General features: G+C 62.6%; 10 protein-coding genes. 5 read left to right on the plus strand and 5 right to left on the minus strand.

Going from position 1 to position 19,528, the window contains the following annotated elements; genetic code table 11:
* Positions 1–3 precede the first annotated feature (3 nt).
* The gene (egtD, locus tag WS68_RS22605) at positions 4–975 is read left to right on the plus strand and encodes an L-histidine N(alpha)-methyltransferase (RefSeq protein ID WP_059573126.1); all 972 of its coding nucleotides are present in this window, start codon (positions 4–6) and stop codon (positions 973–975) included.
* Between the two features lie 195 nt (positions 976–1,170).
* On the opposite strand, the gene WS68_RS22610 is transcribed toward egtD, so the two are convergent.
* The 5 genes from WS68_RS22610 to WS68_RS22630 form a co-directional block, all read right to left on the minus strand.
* Entirely contained in the window at positions 1,171–1,845 is a 675-nt protein-coding gene (locus WS68_RS22610; protein ID WP_059573130.1) for a DUF2894 domain-containing protein, read from the minus strand.
* Positions 1,838–2,485 (minus strand): OmpA family protein, encoded by a 648-nt coding sequence (locus WS68_RS22615; protein WP_059572853.1) that lies wholly within the window; start codon positions 2,483–2,485, stop codon positions 1,838–1,840. The genes WS68_RS22610 and WS68_RS22615 overlap by 8 nt, the downstream gene beginning before the upstream one ends.
* The gene (locus tag WS68_RS22620; RefSeq protein WP_059572854.1) at positions 2,482–4,584 is read right to left on the minus strand and encodes a DUF802 domain-containing protein; all 2,103 of its coding nucleotides are present in this window, start codon (positions 4,582–4,584) and stop codon (positions 2,482–2,484) included. The genes WS68_RS22615 and WS68_RS22620 overlap by 4 nt, the downstream gene beginning before the upstream one ends.
* Positions 4,585–4,594: 10 nt before the next feature.
* On the minus strand, positions 4,595–5,350 hold the full coding sequence (locus tag WS68_RS22625) for a DUF3348 domain-containing protein (protein ID WP_059572855.1): 756 nt from the start codon (positions 5,348–5,350) through the stop codon (positions 4,595–4,597).
* A gap of 392 nt (positions 5,351–5,742) precedes the next feature.
* Positions 5,743–8,757 (minus strand): GH92 family glycosyl hydrolase, encoded by a 3,015-nt coding sequence (locus WS68_RS22630; protein WP_082710219.1) that lies wholly within the window; start codon positions 8,755–8,757, stop codon positions 5,743–5,745.
* A gap of 644 nt (positions 8,758–9,401) precedes the next feature.
* Here WS68_RS22630 and WS68_RS22635 point away from each other — a divergent pair.
* The 4 genes from WS68_RS22635 to WS68_RS22655 all read left to right on the plus strand — a co-directional run bounded on the left by WS68_RS22635 (position 9,402) and on the right by WS68_RS22655 (position 19,189).
* The gene (locus WS68_RS22635) at positions 9,402–12,062 is read left to right on the plus strand and encodes a GH92 family glycosyl hydrolase (protein ID WP_059572856.1); all 2,661 of its coding nucleotides are present in this window, start codon (positions 9,402–9,404) and stop codon (positions 12,060–12,062) included.
* Between the two features lie 98 nt (positions 12,063–12,160).
* A complete protein-coding gene (locus tag WS68_RS22640; RefSeq protein WP_059572857.1) occupies positions 12,161–15,046 on the plus strand; it encodes a glycoside hydrolase family 2 protein in 2,886 nt (961 codons plus the stop codon).
* Positions 15,047–15,423: 377 nt separating this feature from the next.
* A complete protein-coding gene (locus tag WS68_RS27970; RefSeq protein WP_156429618.1) occupies positions 15,424–17,379 on the plus strand; it encodes a hypothetical protein in 1,956 nt (651 codons plus the stop codon).
* Positions 17,380–18,091: 712 nt separating this feature from the next.
* Entirely contained in the window at positions 18,092–19,189 is a 1,098-nt protein-coding gene (locus WS68_RS22655; RefSeq protein ID WP_059572861.1) for an NADH:flavin oxidoreductase/NADH oxidase, read from the plus strand.
* The last annotated feature ends 339 nt before the right edge of the window (positions 19,190–19,528 follow it).

Raw genomic sequence — 19,528 nt, forward strand, 5'->3', positions numbered from 1 at the left:
CCGATCGACGACGCGGCGCACGATGCGCATGGGGCGATACGCGCGAGCGCATTTGGCCGCGATCTGCTGGCTGGATTGCGCAGCTCGCCGCGCAGCATCGCGCCGAAGTATTTCTACGACGTGGCGGGCTCCGCGTTGTTCGACCGGATCTGCGAGTTGCCCGAATACTATCCGACCCGCACCGAACTCGCGATCCTGAAGCGTGGCGCAAGCGAGATTGCAGAGCGCATTGGCCGCGACGCGAATCTGATCGAGTTCGGCGCGGGATCGCTCTCGAAGATCCGCGTCCTGCTCGATGCATGCGCCGTGTCCAATCCGCCCACGCGGTATCTGCCCGTCGATATTTCGGCCGATCATCTCGCGCATGCGTCGGCCGCATTGCGCGACGCTTATTCGTGGCTCGACGTGCAGCCGGTTGTCGCCGATTATCTGCAAGCCGAACAATTGAGCGTGATCGAGCGGCTGCCGGGGCGTCGCGTCGGCTGTTTTCTAGGCTCGACGATCGGCAATTTCTCGCCGGACGAGGCCGCGTCGTTCCTGCGGCGCATGGCCGTGTTGCTGGCGGGCGGCGGGTTGCTGATCGGCGTAGATCTGGTGAAAGACGTGTCGATCCTGCATCGCGCATACAACGATTCGGCAGGCGTGACGGCGGCGTTCAATCTGAATCTGCTCAAGCGGGCGAACGCGGAGCTGGGTGCGGATTTCGCGCTTGATGCGTGGGCGCATCGGGCGTTCTACGATGCCGAGCATCAGCGTATCGAGATGCATCTCGTCAGCCGGCGCGCGCAGACGGTGCGCGTTGCCGGCACTGCGTTCCGGTTCGACGAGGGCGAGACGTTGCATACCGAGAATTCGCACAAATTCACGGTCGACGGGTTTCGCGAACTGGCGAGTACAGTGGGATTCCAGCCGGTGGCGGTTTGGGTCGACCCCGCGCGGCTGTTCAGCTTGCATTGGCTCGAAAGCCGGGGGTGAGGGTGTGCGGATTGGCCGGGGCGGCAACGCGCATGCTTGGGTGACTTCGGTGAGCGTTCATCGAAAACGGTTTTGATGGCATATGCATGCGATGGCTTGCACGTTGCGTGCCGGCTCACGCGAGCGGTGCGCTGTGCTGGCGTGCATCGCGTGCGTGACCGCTGGGCGCCGCGGCGCTGCATCGACCAACAGGCGCTAACGCTCGCGCGAACGGCTTTTCTGCTTTTTGCTGCTGCTGCCGGCGCGTGGCGCGTCGTTGCCGGCCGCTGCGTTGTCGCCGGTCATTTGTTCGATCCAGGCGAGCGCATCCACATACGACATGAACTGCTGCAAATACCCCGGCGACAACTCGCGCATCGACAAAAGCGAGCGATGCACAAGGCTGCTCGAATTGAGCGGCCCGGCGTTCTTCGGCACCTGGTTCAACGATTGCCGCAACTGCCTGTCGGTGCTGAGTTTCGACCAGATCTGGCGGAATGCGCCGAGCATCTCGAGTTCCGGATAGGCATGACGCGGGTGCAATGCGTGATGGGCGGGGTCGCGCTCGTCATCCGGCGCCGTATGCCGCGCGGCGATGTAATCGATCAACCGGCCCAACTCGCTGCGTGCGGGCGGATGCTCCGGCGCTGACGGCGCGGCTCGAGCGGTCCCGCCGCCGATGGACGCAGCGTGCCGTTCCACCGCACTCGCATAGGACGACAATGCTTCGGATAACTTCTCGTCCAGCAGGCGGCGCGCCTCGCCGCTATGGTTCGCCGCGCGCCGATGCAGCGTGGCGATGAAGCGAAAGCGCACCGGGTCGAGCCGATCGGCGCCGTGCTCGCGCCACGCGTCGAGCATTGCTTGCGCACGCGCGCCGACGCTATTCATGGCGCTCACCGCCGGAAGCCGTCGCCCTTGGCACGGGCGCAATCTCGACGCGCCGGTTCTTCGCGCGGCCTTCGTCGCTCGTATTCGCACTCACCGGCTGCTCGGAGCCGAACGCCGCGGCGAACACCGACGACGACGGCACGCCTTCGCTGATGAACGCGCGCGTCACGGTCAATGCGCGCTGCGCCGACAGCTCCCAGTTGTCGGCGAAGCGGCGGTTGCCCGCATGCACTTGCTGGTCGTCGGCGAAGCCGCTGACCATCAGGATTTCGTCATGCGTCTTCAAGTAAGCGGACAGCGGCCCGGCGAGGCTCTTCAGCAGGTCACGCCCCTCGGGCTGCAACTGATCGGAATTCAGCGCGAACAGAACGCTGCCGCTGATACCGATGCGGCCGTTGACGAGCGTCACGCGTCCAGCCGCAAGCGGGCCGGCGAGCGCCTGCTCGAGCGTCTGGCGGCGCTGCGCTTCCATCTGGCGCTGCTTGAGCGCGTCGTCGAGCCGCGACGACAACTCCAGCTGCACGCCAATGACGCTGACCAGGATCAGCATGAATGCGCCGAGCAGCACCGACATCAGATCGCCGAAGGCTGCCCAGATCGGCGCGCCCGACTGCGCGCCGTCGTCGATTTCGTCGCTCATGCCGTCTCGGCTCCGGCCGATGCCCGCTGGTTCGCGAGCCGTTGCAGATCCTCGATGATCTGCTTTTGCGCCAACATGCTGAGATCGACGACTTCCCGGGCTTGCGCGACGTAATAAGCGAGTTGCTCGTCGCCGCGCGCGACGGATTTGTCGAGCGCGGCTTCGATGCGCTCCAGATGGGCGACCAGCTTGTCGTTCGACTGTCCGAACAATTGGACGGCCGCGCCGAACGCATCGCCGAGGCTTGCCACGTCGACGGCGCCGGCGGCAACTTGCGCGGCGGCCACGGTCAGCTTGCCGGTTTCGGCTTCGACTTGATCAGCGAAGCGGCCGCCGACGCGTTCGAGCAGATCCGCCGACGTCGAGACCAACGCGTCGATCGCCGTGCGTTGTTCGGTGCACGCGTGGTTTACCGCGTCGAGCAGCGTTTCCAGCGTCGCAAGCAGGCGGCCGCGCTCGTCGAGCATCGCCGTGTCGCGGGCCAGGCTGTCGGACAGCCGCTCGCGCAACTCGGCGATGACGGTGGCCGCGGCCTTCGGCGCCTGCGCCGCGGCTTGTGCGAGCTGCGAGATTTCGGCGATCGTGTCGCGCGCATGGGCTTGCGTTTGCGCTGAGATGTCACGCGCGGTTTGCGCGAGCGTGTCGCAGATCGCCTGCTGCCGGCTGGCAGTGTGCGCGCCGGCCTTTTCCCATTCGCTGCCCAGCTTGGCGGCCATCTCGCCGAGTGCGTCGGTCCAGGCCGACAGCCGTTGCTGGTCTTGCGATTTCAATTCGGCGTGCCAATCGGCATGCGACTGTCCAAGCGTGTACAGCAATGATGCGCAATGCTGCTCGAAGGTTGCCGCGGCGGTTTCCAGCGCACGCTGATTACGCTCGGCCAACTGATCGTTGAGGCCGGCTTGTCGTGCGAGCGCATCGTTGCACGTCGCCGATATCGCGCCCGCCGTGGTTTCGACGCGTGCCGAAACGTTTTCCAGCAGGCTGGCCGAGCGTTGATCAAAGGTTTCCGAGAAGCGATCGAGCGCGGCGCGCAGATGTTGCACGAGTGCTTCGTTCGTGCGCCGATGCTCGGCGAGTGCGTCGTTCCAGACTTGCGTGGCGGCAGCGGCCGTCGCGCCGAAACCGCTCGACAGGCTGTCCAATTGCCGTTGGACGGCATGCGAGACGCTGTCGTGCAGCGACGCCGCTTGGCGTGCAAGCCCCGCCATCGTCGCTGCCATGACCGGCTGAAACGCATCGCCGGCAACACGCGCGCTTTGCGCGACGCTGTCTTTCAACGATTGCGCAACCGACGATGCAAGATGCGCATAAGCAGTTTGCGCATTGCTCAGGAACGCTTGCTGACTGGCAACCTGACGCTCGCTTGCGTCGACGCTGCGTTGCTCGACGGCCGCCATCATCGCTTGCAGCCGCTCGACGAGAACCGGCATTGCTTCGGCTTGCCGCTGCAGCAATCTGATGGTTTCGTCGCGCCGATACGCGTGTGAGTAGACGTGCAACTCCGTGGCGATCTTGCCGTCGAGCGCTTGCGCGGCGGCGAGCCGTTCGCGCCTGCACAGCGCGGACAGCAACCCGAGCATCGCCGATGTTGCGACGCCCGCGATCGACGTGCCGAACGCGAAACCGAGCCCGTTGACGGGCGCCGCCAGCGACGCGCGCACCGCCTGCAGGCTCGTTGCGCTTTCGAGCGCCGCGCCGGTGCCGCGCAGCGTCGCGACCATGCCGAGCAGCGTGCCGAGCATGCCGAGCAGCACCAATAGGCCGACGAGGTAGGGCGTCAACGCAGGCCCAGGCAGCGCGGCGCGTTCGCCTTCGATGCGCAGGCGCACCGCGCCGCGCAGGCTCGGATGCAGCCGTTCGAGCCATGCGCCGAGCGCGGGCGGCGGCTCGGACAGGCCGTCGAGCGCTTGCGACAGCGTGGATGTTGCTTGCCGATAGCGGTGCAGCTCGAATGCGCCTGCCAGATAGCAGGCGCCGATCAACGCCGTGACGGCGAGGGCGAGCAGGTTCGAGCCGGCATAGCCGGCAGCGATCCAGCAGACGACGGCCAGACCGGCCAGAAAGACGACGAGATTGAAGTTGAGGCGATGTCTGGACATGATGCTCCAGTTAGCGGGTGCGAAGGGCCGCGAGCAAGCCCTCGACCGGTTGAAAACGAATATCCAGCTCGGCGAGCAGCACGCGCTGCATGTCGTGGCGGAACGTGTCGAGCCACGCGCCCGCTGCGACGGGCGGGCCGCTTTGCGAAGCCGGAGCGTCGGCCGCGAGCGCCTGCTGCTCGGCATTGCGCAGCCGCGTGAAGTACGTGCCGAGCAACGCGGGCACGCATGCCAGCAGTTTTTGTTCGCGCGCGCCGAGCGCCTGTTCCATGGCCGCATCTAGTGCGGCGAGCCGGGCGAGGCGTGGCGTGGCCGTGGCGAGCATGCTTCTCAAGCGCGCGCGCAAGGTGCCGATATCCATCTGCATCGCCTGTTGCATCGACAGATAATGCTGCCGGAATTCCGCATAATCGGCGGTGGCGGGCGCGGCGGCCGCCGCATCCCGCGCGACCGCGCGATGCGGCTGCGCGCGATTGCGCTTGGCATCGGCTGGGCCGACGATCGCCTCGGCCAACGACGCGCGCGTGCGCGCGCACAGACGCTCGGCGTCCCGGCCGGCGGCGGCGGGACGAGCGTGATCGGCCGTGGCCGGCGGCTTGACGTTCAGCGCCGACGACAGCGTGATCGCATCGGTCCAGCCAAGCCATTGGCTCAGCCGGTCGGACAACGATTGCCGGGGCTCGGGAACGTCGATTTCCGCCAGGCGAGCGAGCAGGCGAATCAGCGTGGGTCCGCTGAGCGCGCTTCGCTGCGGGGCTTGCTCCATGTCGCGAGTGAGGGAAAAAGGCAGAAGTTTACACTCTGGCGAAGGCGAGGCCGGCGAATTGGGGAATCGACGGTGTGTGAGTGGCTGCCGTTACTGGAGCGGCAGCGTTCGCGGGCCTTCGTTTTGCTCGCGCGCGGCGTCTCGCGACAGTCGGCTCAGCCCGTGCCGTGATCGGGCCGGCTGCCGTGTTCGGGGCGCAAGAGGGGCGGGGCGACGGCTTGCTTGCCGAGTGCGGGATGGGCTCACGGGCGCAACGCCCGCTGCCCGGCCCTGGGTTTCGTTCGCGCGCCCGCCCGGCCGATGTTCGGAAAGTGCAGGGACTCATCTTTCCTGCGCGTCAGGCCGGGCCGGTGTCACGCACCCGGCCCGTGCCCGGCGAGCCGATTGAACCGTCAGCCGCCCACTGTCATCGCAAACACGTGCTGGCGTCCCCGATCGACCTGATAGGGGAACGTCACGCTTTTCACGGGCCGCGCCGGATCGAGCGGCTGCGTCCACTGGAACACTTTGGCCGACACGCCGTCTTCGGTGCCGTCCATTCGAAGACGCGTGGGCGTTGTCAGTACGACGGTATTGTAAGGGCCGGGCTGCCGGCTGCCGCCATTCAAGGTCCAGTCGTCGAAGGTCAGATCGAGCGTGGCTTGGGTGCCGTCGGCATAGGTCACCACCAGCTTGCCGGTGGACGGCCCGTCGCTTGCGCTGCCGAGCAGCGACAGCGATTTGCCGCGTACCGGCGTGGTGAAGGTGATCGTTTGGCCCTGGACGATCATGTTGTCGAGCTCGGTTTTGCTGTCAGGCCAAGCAAACGTCAAGCCGTTCAGGGTCAGCCGCGAGTTCGGCCGCACGCCGATCGCCGCGAGCGCATCCCGCGAATAGCGTGCGCCCGATCCGTCGAACGTATTGCCTTCGGCGGCCTGCTCCGGTGTCGAGCCTCTCGCGCCCGTGCCGACGTTGTTCAGCGCGTCGCCGATGCTCGTGAAGCCGTCGAGTCCGTAAGACGGCAACCGTCCCGCCGCCGCCGCGCCCCACTGCGACGGCGCGCTGCCCAATGCGATATCGAGCCGCGCCACCTTGCGCAGATCGTCCTTCAGCCAAACCCACGGCGCTTCAAGCGTGGCACCGTTGAGCGTGGCGCTTTGGATATAGCGCGATTGCGCGCCGTTGCCGGTCGTGTTGATGATGAGTTGCTTGTGGCCGTCGGCCCAGCGCACGACGGCCTTGTCGAACACGGGCGAATGCAGCGCGAGCCCGCCGACCGACTGGATGGCCGGGTACGCGCCGAGCGCGGCCCACACGTACCACGACGAGACCGCGCCGAGATCGTCGTTGCCGGGCAGGCCGCCCGGCCCGTCATTGAATACCGGATCGATCCTCTCGTCTGCGTTGCCGTTGATGATGTCGCGCACCACCTTCTGCGTTCGCCACGGGGCGCCGGCCCAGTTGTAGAGCCACGGCGACGAAAAGCTCGGCTCGTTGCCGATATAGAAATGCGGCGGCGACATGCCCGCGTTCAGGTTCGAGAAGTAGGCGTCCAGCCGCTTGACGACAGCGTCGTTGCCGCCCGAGAGTGCGAAGAGTTCGCGCGTGTCATGCGTCATCATCCACGTGTATTGCTCGGCGTTGCCCTCCACCATGTCCTGGTTCGCCACCGGCGACAGATTCCATGAGCCGTCGTCATAGCGCGGCAGAATTTGCTTTTGTTGCGCGTTGTACATGTTTTTCCATTGCGCGGCGCGCGCGAGGAACTGGCGATACGCGGTTTCGTCGCCCAGCGATTTCGCGAACGACGCGATCGCGAAATCGACCGTGCTGAATTCCGGCGTGAGCGAGCCTGCCCACCAGCCGCGGTCGAGCGAGACGTAGCCGCGTGTCAGGTGGTCGTTCATGCGGTCGTCGGCGTCGCGCGGAATTGTGCCGCCGCAGCGCACGACCCGCTTGTTGCCGGCCAGCTTCATGTACTTCAGCGCGCTCGCGGTATCGAACCGGGTCGCGCCGAACGCGTAACCGCCGACGACGGCGGGCACGCCGGAGTCGCCGGGCATGATGCCCTGGTCGACATTGACCGGCGACCAGCGCGGAATCGCGCCGCACTGTTCGGCATCGGTGACGAGCGATTGAAGCATATTGCTCGTCTCGCGCGGGAACAGCATGCCGAGCAGCGGCATCAGGCTGCGGTAGGTGTCCCAGTTCGAGTAGTTGACGTATTGCGTGCGGTTGCCCGCGACGCGATGAATTTTCTGATCGAAGCCGATGTATTCGCCATTGACGTCGCTGTTGACGTTCGGCGACAGCATTGAGTGATACAGCGCCGTATAGAACTTGCGCTTGTCGAGCATCGAGCCGCCGCTTACCTGGATCGTGTTCAAGCGGTTGTTCCATGCTTGGTCGGCGGCTTTGCGCACGAGGTCGAAGTTCCAGTTTCTCGCCGGATTCTCGGCGTCCAGGTTCTGCTTCGCGTTGGCGACGCTGACGTATGACAATGCCACTTTCATCAGAACCGGGCCGGATTTCGCGGCGAAGCGCACTTTCGCAATGCCCTTGCCGAGGTCGGTGGCGGACTTGTCGATGTTGCGATCGAATTGGATGTAGAAGTAGACCGTGTAATTGCGCGCTCCGCAGAAGCCGCCGCCGACGGTCGAGCCCGACAGTGCGTCGTTGCCGCTGTAGCCGATGCTGCCTTGCGTGGACGGTTTGGTGTTGGTGCGCGTCGCATCGATCACGAGCGTGGCCGGCTGCGCGTTGGCGGGAAAAGTGAAGCGCCCGAAGCCGGTGCGCGTGGTGGCGGTCAGTTCGGCCTTGATGCCGTCGTTCAGGACGACGCGATAGTAGCCCGGTGATGCGGTCTCGTTCTCGTGCTTGAAGTTCGCGACCGGCTTGACGAGATTCGACGCCACGGCAGCCGGATCGAAGGTCGGCATGATCGGCAGTTCGCCCGAGTTGCCGTCGCATCCCGAGCCGCTCATCTGAGTCAGCGGAAAGCCGATGATGGTGTTCTCGGTGTAGACATAGCCGACCGGCGTATCCTTGCCGCCGCCGGGCTTGATGCTGGGCGTCATCGGCGACCACTGCACCATGCCGAACGGCGTGGTGGCGCCGGGGAACGTGCCGCCGCGCTCGCCTGCCGGCACGGGATCGGTTGCCCGCACGCTGGCGTTGGCCGTGCCGATGAACGGGTTGACGTATTGGGTGAGCGCCATCTGCACGTCACGCTCTTCGGCCACATCGCTTGCATTCGCGGATGCGCGGGCCGCCTCGTCGGGCGTGGGTGGCGTGGAATTCCCGGCGTTCGCCCGATTGTTCGCAGCGTTCAAGACGGCCGGCGAAGCCGTGCCGTCATCGCCGTTGCAGCCGGCGAGCAGCAAGCTCGCGACAAATACCGCCAGTGCGGCATGATTGCTTCGTCGCATGAATCGTCCTCGTGAATGATCGCATGGGCGCACCGGAGCTATCGCCGCATGCATTCGCGTTCATGTGGCCTCTCGCCGGCTAAGCGGCGGAGTCGAGATAAAGAATCGCATTCCTGATTAATCGAATCGGCCGTAAACGCAGGTGGATTCGAAGGCAAATGACATCTGCGTGCCGGGTTGCTTGCAAGCTATGGGATTCGTGGCGGTGCTGTCAAGGAAATCGCGTGATTGCAATTATTTAAACAAGCTAAACACCACGTGACGAACGCATGTGGGCGTAGCAGGTCGCGCTGAGACAAAGCGCCCCGGCGGAGGGGATTTTCGCCGGCGCGAACAAGGGGCGGGCGTTGATAACGGCAATGCATTCGCGTTCCATTGAACTACCGTGCAAGCTCTTTTCGGCAGGCCGCACATTTTCAGATGTGCGCGCGGACACAAAACATGTCCGCACAAAAGCTAAACTGAAGCGTGGCAGGGTTTTCCCAGATTGCCCAGCCGATCCCGAGAAACCAATACTGCCACCAAAATAGTCCGAGGGCCGTGCGTTCACGGGTTTTCCGAACGGCTCATCCTCTTCGGCCACGCCGGTATTGCAACCGTCACGGCATGGAATCGATCGCGATATTTGGCATCCTAAATAAAAGATGAAACATTTTCGATCGTCGATTGTTGCCGCGCTGATCGGTGCGGCGCTTGCCGCCTGCGGCGGGGACGACACGGTAACGGGCGGGCCGTCTGTTGCCGGCATCATGTCGCCGGTATCGGCTTCAACGGAATCGTCGACGGCGACGATTTACCGGCAACAGCCGGCAAAGCCTGGGCGGGTCGACTTGGCGCTGACTCAATTCGTGAATCCGTTGATCGGCACTGCGGTATCCGGAGACAGCGGATACGCGGGCAATGTCAACCCTGGCGCAAAAGTGCCGTTCGGCATGGTGAATTTCGGACCGAACACGCCGCGCCAGGATTTCAACGGATCAGGCGGCTATCTCTCTGCTGTGTCGTCGCCGAACGGAACCATCGATTTTTTCAGCATGACGCATCTGTCCGGCGTCGGCTGCCCTGGCCAGGGCACGGTTGCTATGCTGCCGAACGATAACGGCGCTCCGATCATGGGCGCGTGGGGGCCCTCCGGCGTAGGCTACAGCCATCGCAACGAGGCCGCGGAGCCGGGCTACTACAAGGTCAAGCTTGACACCGGGATCATGGTCGAGTTGAGTGCGACCGCGCGAACCGGCAGCGCGCGCATCCGCTACACCGACAAAAGCAAGGGGTTTTTGTCAATCGATACGACGCTCAACGGCAATAGCGATGCATCGGGCGCGACGCCGATCTCCCCGTCCAACGTTGCGTTGACCGTGGGCCGCGACGGCAAATCGATATCCGGCCAAAGCGTGGCGCCCGCGTTCTGCACGCCCTATGGCACGCCCTGGAACTCGCCGGTGTACTTCCATGCGACTTTCGACAAGCCATTGCGCACGCAACCGGGTTCGTCGCGGCTCAATACCGCGAGCAACGGCGCCGCAATCCTGCAATTTGATCTGACCGACGCGGACAAGACCGTTCACGTGAAAATCGGCATCTCGGCCGTCAGCGTCGACAACGCGAAACGCAACCTGCAAGCGGAGAATGCGAACGCGTCATTCGACGACGTGAGGAAGCGGGCGTCGCTCGCTTGGAACGACCGGCTGAACACTGTGCAGATCGATCAAGCGGCGGATCCCGCCAAGCTGACCAGCGCGCAACGCGACAATCTGATCAAGTTCTATACCGCGCTTTATCATGTGTTCGGCTCGCCGACTGTCTATAGCGACGTCAACGGCGATTTGCGCAGCATGCGCCAGCCGAAGATCGGCGGTGGCTATCCGAGGCGGGACCCGGCGGGCTCGGTTCCCGTTCGCGACACCGTCAATGTGGCGGACTATCGTTATCGCCAGGTGGACGGCAAGCCGGGATCGTATCGCACGCATTACACGGGATTTTCGCTTTGGGATACGTACCGTTCGCAGGCACAGTTGCTGGCATGGCTCGCGCCGCGCGAATCCAGCGACATGATGCAATCGCTGACGGCGGACGCGCTGCAGTGCGGCGCATTTCCGCACTGGGTCGATGCGAGCGACGATTCGACGCCGATGGCGGGCGACAACGCGCTGAACGTGATGGCAGGCGCGTACAAGTTTGGCGCAACGCATTTCGATGTGGTGGCTGCCGCGCGTTTGATGAAGCAGTCGGCGTTCAATCCGGCAAGTGCCTGCAATAACAATGCGAGCGCGCCGAATTTGGCCGACTATTTGACAACGCATTACTACACGAGTGCGAATTCCGGACATCCTTCATCCGAGCAGATCGAGCGCATCAATAGCGACCGTTCCGCTGCCGCATTCCTGCAAGCGCTACCGGCCAGCGTGCTGGCCGATCCATCGGTTCAGGTGAAGCAAGCCGATATCGACTCGCTGTTCAAGCGCGCGTCATGGTGGACCAACATCTATGATCCGGCCAGCAAAACGCTCGCCGCCCGCGCGGCGCCGCCATCCGGTTCCGCGCCTGGCACGCTGGGGCCGTTGACCGCAGGCTCGTTTCACGAGTCGACCGAACCCAACTACTTCTGGAGTTTCGCTCACGATTGGACGGCGTTGATCCATGCGATCGGCGGCAAGGCCGCCGCCGTCGCGCGGCTGAACAAGCTGTTTTCGATCGATACGGCGTTTTCGGTTACGCCCGGCTCCGCGGAGCTGAACGGTGGCGAAAGCTCGAACGGCTACTACATCGGCAACGAGCCGTCGTTTCAAGCGCCGTGGGCCTATAACTGGGCGGGCGCGCCGAGCGCGGCGCAATACGTCATCCCGATTGTGATGAGCAAAGCGTTTTCGGCCGGGCGCGACGGCCTGCCGGGCAACGACGACATGGGCGCGACGTCGAGCTGGTATGTGTGGGCGGCCCTCGGCATGTTTCCCGTCATTCCGTCGGAGGCCGGGCTGGCATTGTCGACGCCGCAATTCGACGGCGTGACCGTCTGGTTCGGCGATGGCAAGAAGTTGCGCATCGAGACCGACAAGCCGGCCGTCGACGAAACGGGCCGCGCATCGCAGCGGTTCATCCGCTCGCTGAAGCTCAACGGCGCTGATTACGCAGGTTCGTGGTTGCCGCTGGGTTCGATCGCGAATGGCGGGACGTTGCGTTACGCGTTGTCGCCGGTGCCGACCGATTGGGCGGCCGCGGACAGTCTGACGCCGCCGTCCGGAGCGAATGCGGACTATGCGCGCATGACCGCGAGCGCTCCGCCGGACGCGGCGCGAACGCGCTGACGCGAGGCGCGGGCAAGCATACGCACACGTATTCGGCCTGATGCGGGCCCAATGCCGGACAGGCGTTGGCTCTGGCAGCGCGAGCACGAGCGAGAGCGATGAAATCGACACAACGCCGCAAATTCCTGGCGCACAGCGCTGCGCTGATCGGTAGCGGTTGGCTGGCCGCCTGCAACGACGGCGCAGGCGATCCGGCCGCGACACCGGAACGCCTGGCACGCAGGGCGCGCGAGAATCCCGCCGATGGCCAGCCGGGCGAGATCCCGGCGACGTCGCCGACGAACCTTGCGGCATCGGGTGAAATCTCCGGGCGATGGACGTTCGCCGCCGCGTCGGATTATCCCGGCCTCGACGGCGCGCGGCTCGCGAGCGACGGCGGCATGGCGCGCATGTCGGCCGCGACAGTGCCGGGCACCGCGTTGAGCAGCATGATCGCCAACGGGAAATATCCCGACCCGCTATACGGCAGGATCGTGACCGACACGATTCCCGACACGCTGAAAGATACCGACTACTGGTATCGCACGACGTTCACCACGCCTGCGTTGCGGCGGGGCCAACGTCTGTGGCTGCGCTTTGACGGGGTCAATTACAGGGCGGCTATCTGGCTCAACGGCGCGTTCGTCGGCACGCTCGAGGGCGCATTCAAGCACGGCTATTTCGACGTTACCGAGCTTGTCGCGGTAGCGGGCGGAACCGCCTATTTGGCGGTTTGCGTGATCAAGCTCGATTTCTCGGAAGGGCCGCTGAAACCCAGCTATTCGAGCGGCGTGACGCGCGGCGGGCGCAATGGCGGCCCGAGCGGCGTCACACTGAAAAACGGCCCGACGTTCTTTTGCTGCGCCGGATGGGACTGGCTGCCGACGATTCCCGACCGCAACCTCGGCATCTGGCAGCCGGTGTCGTGGTTCACGACGGGCGCGGTGCGGATCGCCGACGTGCGGGTCGACAGCGCGCTGTCCGACGACTTGGGCCACGCGACGCTGCGGCTCGACGTGTCGCTCGATAACCGCACTCGCCAATCCGTCGCTGCGGTCCTGATCGGCAAGATCGGCAACGACATTGCATTCAGGCGCGCGATCATCGTTGAGGCTGCCGATCAGCCGGTGACGTTCTCGCTGACGCCAGCCGAGATACCGGTGCTCACGCTGTCGAACCCGAAGCTTTGGTGGCCTAATGGATATGGCGAGCCGCATCTCTATGCGGTGTCGGTCGCAATCGAATGGCGCGGGCGGATTTCCGACGAGCGAACCGTGAACGTCGGGCTGCGGCGCATCGAGTACGCGCGTGACATCGGCTTCGGTCCGCAGTTGAGCATCACCGTCAACAAACTGCCGATTCTCGTGATGGGCGGCAACTGGGGGCTCGATGAGGCGCTCAAGCGAATCCCGCGCGAGCGGCTGTTTCATCAAGTCAGGCTGCATCGCGACGCGAACCTGAATCTGATTCGCAACTGGAATGGCCAGAGCACGAGCCGCGATTTCTTCGATGCATGCGACGCCTACGGCATCCTGGTATGGCAGGATTTTTTCTACTCGACCGAAGGGCCCGCGGCGGAAAATGTGATGCGCGATCTCGACAACGTGCGGGACGTCATCGTTCATTACCGCAACCATCCGTCGATCCTGCTGTGGTGCGGCGGCAATGAAGGCTCGCCGCCGCCCGCGCTCGTCAGCGGCCTCGACGCGTTGGTGAGGGAGCTGGACCCCAAGCGCCTGTGCCTGACGAGTTCGGCGGGCGACACCGGCGCTGGCGCGGTGAATGGCTATTCGTCCGGCGGCCCGTACAACTGGGAAGCGCCGCGCGCCGCCTTCGGGCGCGGCTACGGCGCATCGCAGGTCGCGTTCCATAATGAAGTCGGCTCGCATTCGATTCCGGCGCTCGAATGCGTCGAAGCCATGCTGCCGTCATCTTCGTGGGAATGTCCCGACGATTTCTGGGCGGATCGTGACATCAACGGCAATGGCGCGTATTACGCCCAGGTGGGGCTGCAAGGCGGCGCGGGATATATCGCGACGACGGGCGCGCGTTACGGCGAGGTTCGGAATCTTGCCGATTTCGTCCGCAAGTCGCAGATGATGAATTACGAATGCATCAAGTCGATTTATGAGGCGAACGCCGCCGTGATGATCGGGCCGGCAACCGGCAAGGTCACGTCGCCCGCGACGGGCGTGATCATGTGGATGACGAATCCCGCGCAGCCGAGCTTCGTGTGGCAGATGTACAGCCATGACCTCGAGCAGCATTCGTCGTTCTTCGCCGTCCGACGCGCTTGCCGGCGCGTCAACGTGATTCTCGATGCGAACACGTTCGACGTCACGATCGCCAACCATACCGCGAACGCGGTATTGGGGCGTGTCGAGACGCGCGTGTACAACCTCGACGGCACCCCGAGCGGCAAAGCCGCATGGAGCGACGGACACGTTGCGCCGGCGTCCTATCGGATCGTTGCGAATCTTCGCGCACAGATCGCGTCGGCCACGTCGGACGTTTGCATCGTGACGCTCGTGCTGCACGATGCGATTGGCTCGACGCTTGTCGAAAATCTCTACTGGTGTCAAAGGAACGGGCAGGACGCTGCCTACGCATCGCTCGATACGATGCCGCCGGCCGCTCTCGCGATCCGCGCATCGGCGACGGAAGCGGACGATAGGGCCGCGCGCATCATCGCCGACGTGAAGAACATCGGCCGCACGATCGCGCTCATGATCCACCTGCAGCTATTCGATCAATCGAGCGGCCAGCGCATCTTGCCTGCGTTTTATAGCGACAACTATCTAAACCTGTTGCCCGGTGCGTCCACGCAGATCGTCATCGACGTGCCTCGTGCGGCGATGCGGTCGCTTTCCCGTGCGGGGCTGCGTGTCGATGGTTGGAAGATCGACCGCGCCAATTCCAGATTGGGCGCGCATGGCGTGCCGGTAACCTTCAACGAGCGCGCGCTTGCGATCGCGCCCGTGACGAGCGTGTTTGGCAAATGCTAGAAATGCGGGTCGAGGCGGCTTGTGCCGGACATGGCGATGTGTTGTTCGATTAACCAGTCGCCTCGAGAGCGGCCTTCGGCCGCCGGGCACAGGGTTCGACGTGTTCGAGAGCGCCGCCGTGCTGCCGCGTCTATCCGCTCCGATCAAGTCGCCTTATATTGGAATATTGCTATGGAATTATTAAAAGACTAGGGTTGCTGATTTGCCGTTTTTTCAAAATTATGATTGATCGAATTCAGTAGTTTAAAATAGAATAAATTATCTACCGGTAAAATAAGAATTTGCTTCTCGATAAACCTGGGTTGCTTGAATATGCTCTCACTCCAATCAATAAAAATGTGAGTGAAAACTAAAATTCAATCGCAAGGAGCACGAAAATGAAACAGCAACTCGTGATTACCCTGGCAACATATACCCGGCGTCAATTGAAAATCTGTACAATAGCCCCGTTGTTGGCGGTCTTGGCCGGTTGTGGCGATGACAATGCGGGTTCGCCAGTTTCGATTGCCTCGATGAAGTCGGCCGCTCCCGTCAATACGAGCGGCATATACATGAGTTCCAGCGAGCCTCTGCCGACGAGTCCGGACCAAGAAACCATCGCAAATGGCTTCAATGCGGCGGTCAACGAGGCGGCCAAGCTTGCATTCACCGATGCCAATTACAGTTGGCTATACAATCGATTCTATTGGGCCGATGCGATCAATGCCGATTGCAGCCAGCAAGGCATGGATAGTGGAGGGGGCGGGTATTTTGCGTCCTTGCCGGCTCGATGCGCATATTATTCGCGGGATTATGCGCATTATCTCATCGGCGCATACTATATGGGTTACCATAACCAGAATCTGAACATGGCACTGAAATTTTCAACGGTGCTCGATTATAATGATCCATCCAATCCCAGGCCCTGGTGGGCTTTTGGTATTAACGGAAAGTCCTACGAATCCAAGGCGGTGCAGCCCGCAATATTCGAGATCGGGGATAGTATTCTGACGCTATACAAAATGACGGGAGATCAAAACTATCTTAGGTTGTCGTCATATATTAACAATGAAGTGAATTCCATCTATTGGAATGCCTTGGATGGAAATGGAAATCAGTTTATATCGGCCGACGGATTTAGAATAACAAAAAATCCTTCCTATGACGTGGCTACCTATAACGAGTTTGCTTATAATCCATCCGAGGCAAATATCATACCGGCTGGATATGATATTTTTTTAGGAGGGGATTCGGCCGCATCGCAAATTTCCTATTTTTGCAATCTGGCAAGCCATCCGGAGTTCTTGGGTAATCCTGGCGCTGCTTCAATTTATGTAAACCGCTGCAATACGCTTCGATTCAATTTTAATGATAACTGGTGGGCCAGTGCTCGGAATGTATTTGCCATGGCGCAGATCGGCCTGAAGAATTATGTTTACACGACGCAAACGACATCGAATGGAACGTCTAAACCTGCTTCGGATCTGAAACCTCTTTACGGCTATGTGGAAGAACCCAATTTTTTTCCTCTCTACAAGAATATCATTATCGGAGAGCAGAAATCGATCGGGCAAGCAGAGTTCGTAAACTCTTCGGCTGAAAGCAAGTACGTCAATAGTAATAACAATTACACGCCAGGGATCGAAAGCTTCACTTATCTTCCGTCATCATTTTTCAACGTCAGCGATGGTTCGGCAAACCGTTACGACTACGCATGGAAGTGGATGCGCCGGCTTGCACATACTCAGTACGCGAATGCATCGAATAGCAGTGATGGGATTGCAGCTACCTACCCGGAGGTTCCATTCGTCTTGATCTCGGATGCCGTTACGAAAATCATAGGCTTGGATTTCGACGGCATCCATAATGCATTCTCGACACTCCCGCGCCTGCCTTCGAATTTTTCGGCAAGCCACTATATTTCGCTGCACAACGTACCGCTCTACAGCAATGCACCGAACTCTCTTTACAGTCTGCCCGTCGACATCATCGCCCAGAAGGTCGATTCGAATAACAGCTATGCTATTCAGCTCGCTTTCAACGGGCTGAAACCTTGGCAGATAACGAGTTCGTCGGCATCGCTCACGTGGACGCCAAAATTCTCAATGGCGGTTGTCGCGACCGGGTGCGCGATTCAAACGACATACGATGACGGTACTGTTTCGCAGAAAACCTATACCGTCAGCAACGCACCGGGCTATTACACTTGCATAGATTCGTCGGGAAAGGTTGTGACGGTGAATATCCCGATCGGCAGCGCGGCATCCACGCATGTGTCGAAGATCATTGCCATGACTTATTACAACGCCTCGGCGACGAGCATTTTGAAAACGGGGCTGCCGGCCAATCAATGATATCTAAATAAGAATGTCGAACGCACGCCGCGGCAGAAGTGGCCGCGGCTGGTCGATAGGCAAGACCGCGTGGCCTCGGCGGCTCGGCCGAAAGCCCACAACACACTGGTCTTTGCCGAGCATGCCCGTCATGGGCGCAACCGCAAGCGCCCGCTTACTGACGATCACTGGCACGCCATGCGATCCGAACGGGGATTGACACGATCGATTTTCCCGCCATCGACATGCAGCCCCGCGCCGGAAAGCGGCTGCATCGCTGCATGACGCACGTCGATGACTGCCCGCGACTGCGAAGAAGAGGCAAGCGGGTCGGCGGGCCTGCAGCCGATCCGTTGATCGCGCCCTCGGAAAATCGTGTGTGGTGCCGCTTCGGTTCGTGGAAGCAGGGGGCTGATCCAGATAGACGGATCAACGTAAAAGCACGGAATCCTTACGATCAACGGCCCGCTGCTTGCCCGAAAGTCCTGCTTCTTCTGTGGTTTCTAGACGACCGGTCTAATCTATGGCTATCATCACGGTTCGTCACGGCGGCGGGGTTTGCAATACCCTCGGCACTGCGCCCGGCAATCCGCGCCGGGCTGTACAACGAGGGCCCGCGAGCCGCATTTTTATGTGATTTTTGAGACGACCGGTCTAATAGACTCGCGCGTCATCGTGCAACCGACCGGCAGCCGTCGCGTCAACTGCAACCTGCAGCAAATAGGAGCATTACATGCCTGCATTGTTCGAACCGTTTCAACTGAAAGATATCAAGTTGCGCAACCGCATCGCCGTTCCGCCGATGTGCCAGTACGTTGCCGAGGAAGGCGTCGTCAACGAGTGGCATCATTTGCACCTCGCGGGCCTTGCGCGGGGCGGCGCGGGGCTGGTGATTGCCGAGGCGACGGCGGTGTCGCCCGAAGGCCGGATCACGCCGGGATGCGCTGGCCTGTGGAACGACGCACAGGCACAGGCGTTTGCGCGCTCGGTCGACGCGATCAAGGCCGCGGGCGCGGTGCCCGGCATTCAGCTTGCGCACGCGGGCCGTAAGGCGAGCGCGAACCGCCCGTGGGAAGGCGACGATCATATTCCCGACGGCGATCCGCGCGGCTGGCAGACGATCGCGCCGTCAGCGGTGCCGTTCGGCGCACACCTGCCAAAGGTGCCGCGCGCGATGACGCTCGACGATATCGCACGCGTCAAGGCCGATTATGTCGCGGCGGCGAAGCGTGCGCTCGACGCGGGCTTCGAATGGCTCGAGCTGCATTTCGCGCATGGCTATCTCGCGCAGAGCTTTTTCTCGGTTCATGCCAACCGCCGCGACGACGCATACGGCGGCTCGGCGGAAAATCGCGGCCGCTTTCTTGTCGAGACGCTCGCAGCGGTGCGCGAGGTCTGGCCGGAGCGTCTGCCGCTTACCGCGCGTTTCGGTGTGATCGAGTACGACGGCCGCGACGACGAAACGCTCGCCGAATCGATCGAGCTGACGAAAAATCTGAAGCGCGAAGGGCTCGACATGCTGAGTGTCTCGATCGGTTTCTCGACGCCGGATGCGAACATTCCGTGGGCGCCGGCCTTTCTCGCGCCGGTTGCGCAGCGGGTGCGCCGCGAAGCGCAGATTCCGGTCGCCTCGGCATGGGGGATCGATCAGCCCGAACTCGCGGAACGCGTCGTGGCGAACGGCCAGCTCGATCTCGTCATGGTCGGGCGCGCGCATCTGGCCGACCCGCATTGGCCGTATCGCGCGGCGCGCGAACTTGGTGCCGAGCGGCCGTCGTGGACGCTGCCCGCACCTTACGCACACTGGCTTGAACGTTATCGCGTGGCCTGAGTGCCCGAGCGCCTGACCGGCCGACGGAGCGCGCGTGTTTCGGCGCGCGCGGCCGGCAAGCCGGGCAAGGGCGAAGAAGGGCGAAGTGCGACGCATGCGCGGGAAGCGCGGTCGGCATGGCGTGCACGCTGCGCCGCACGCGCATCACGAAAATCGCCATGATGGAAACTGCTACGCGCAAGGCCGGCAGAATTCATCCGCGACGTTGCGCGGCAGCGGAATCGGCGGCGAAGTGCCGCAGCCGGCAGCTGCCTGCTCGATACCCCGCCCTCGGCACCGCGACTGGCGCGACGGTTGCCGATCGCACCGGCCGGGCCGCGCGCGTCCATTAAGATGAGG

The organism is Burkholderia sp. TSV86, assembly GCF_001522865.1.
In the GTDB taxonomy this organism is placed as follows: Bacteria; Pseudomonadota; Gammaproteobacteria; order Burkholderiales; family Burkholderiaceae; genus Burkholderia.

What these genes read in the sequence shown, in the direction of transcription:
- WS68_RS27970 (WP_156429618.1), top strand. Translation starts at nt 15,424, where the DNA reads ATGAAACAGCAACTCGTGATTACCCTGGCAACATATACCCGGCGTCAA.
- WS68_RS22610 (WP_059573130.1), bottom strand. Translation starts at nt 1,845, where the DNA reads ATGAATAGCGTCGGCGCGCGTGCGCAAGCAATGCTCGACGCGTGGCGC.
- WS68_RS22620 (WP_059572854.1), bottom strand. Translation starts at nt 4,584, where the DNA reads ATGTCCAGACATCGCCTCAACTTCAATCTCGTCGTCTTTCTGGCCGGT.
- WS68_RS22630 (WP_082710219.1), bottom strand. Translation starts at nt 8,757, where the DNA reads ATGCGACGAAGCAATCATGCCGCACTGGCGGTATTTGTCGCGAGCTTG.
- WS68_RS22640 (WP_059572857.1), top strand. Translation starts at nt 12,161, where the DNA reads ATGAAATCGACACAACGCCGCAAATTCCTGGCGCACAGCGCTGCGCTG.
- WS68_RS22655 (WP_059572861.1), top strand. Translation starts at nt 18,092, where the DNA reads ATGCCTGCATTGTTCGAACCGTTTCAACTGAAAGATATCAAGTTGCGC.
- WS68_RS22635 (WP_059572856.1), top strand. Translation starts at nt 9,402, where the DNA reads ATGAAACATTTTCGATCGTCGATTGTTGCCGCGCTGATCGGTGCGGCG.
- WS68_RS22615 (WP_059572853.1), bottom strand. Translation starts at nt 2,485, where the DNA reads ATGAGCGACGAAATCGACGACGGCGCGCAGTCGGGCGCGCCGATCTGG.
- WS68_RS22625 (WP_059572855.1), bottom strand. Translation starts at nt 5,350, where the DNA reads ATGGAGCAAGCCCCGCAGCGAAGCGCGCTCAGCGGACCCACGCTGATT.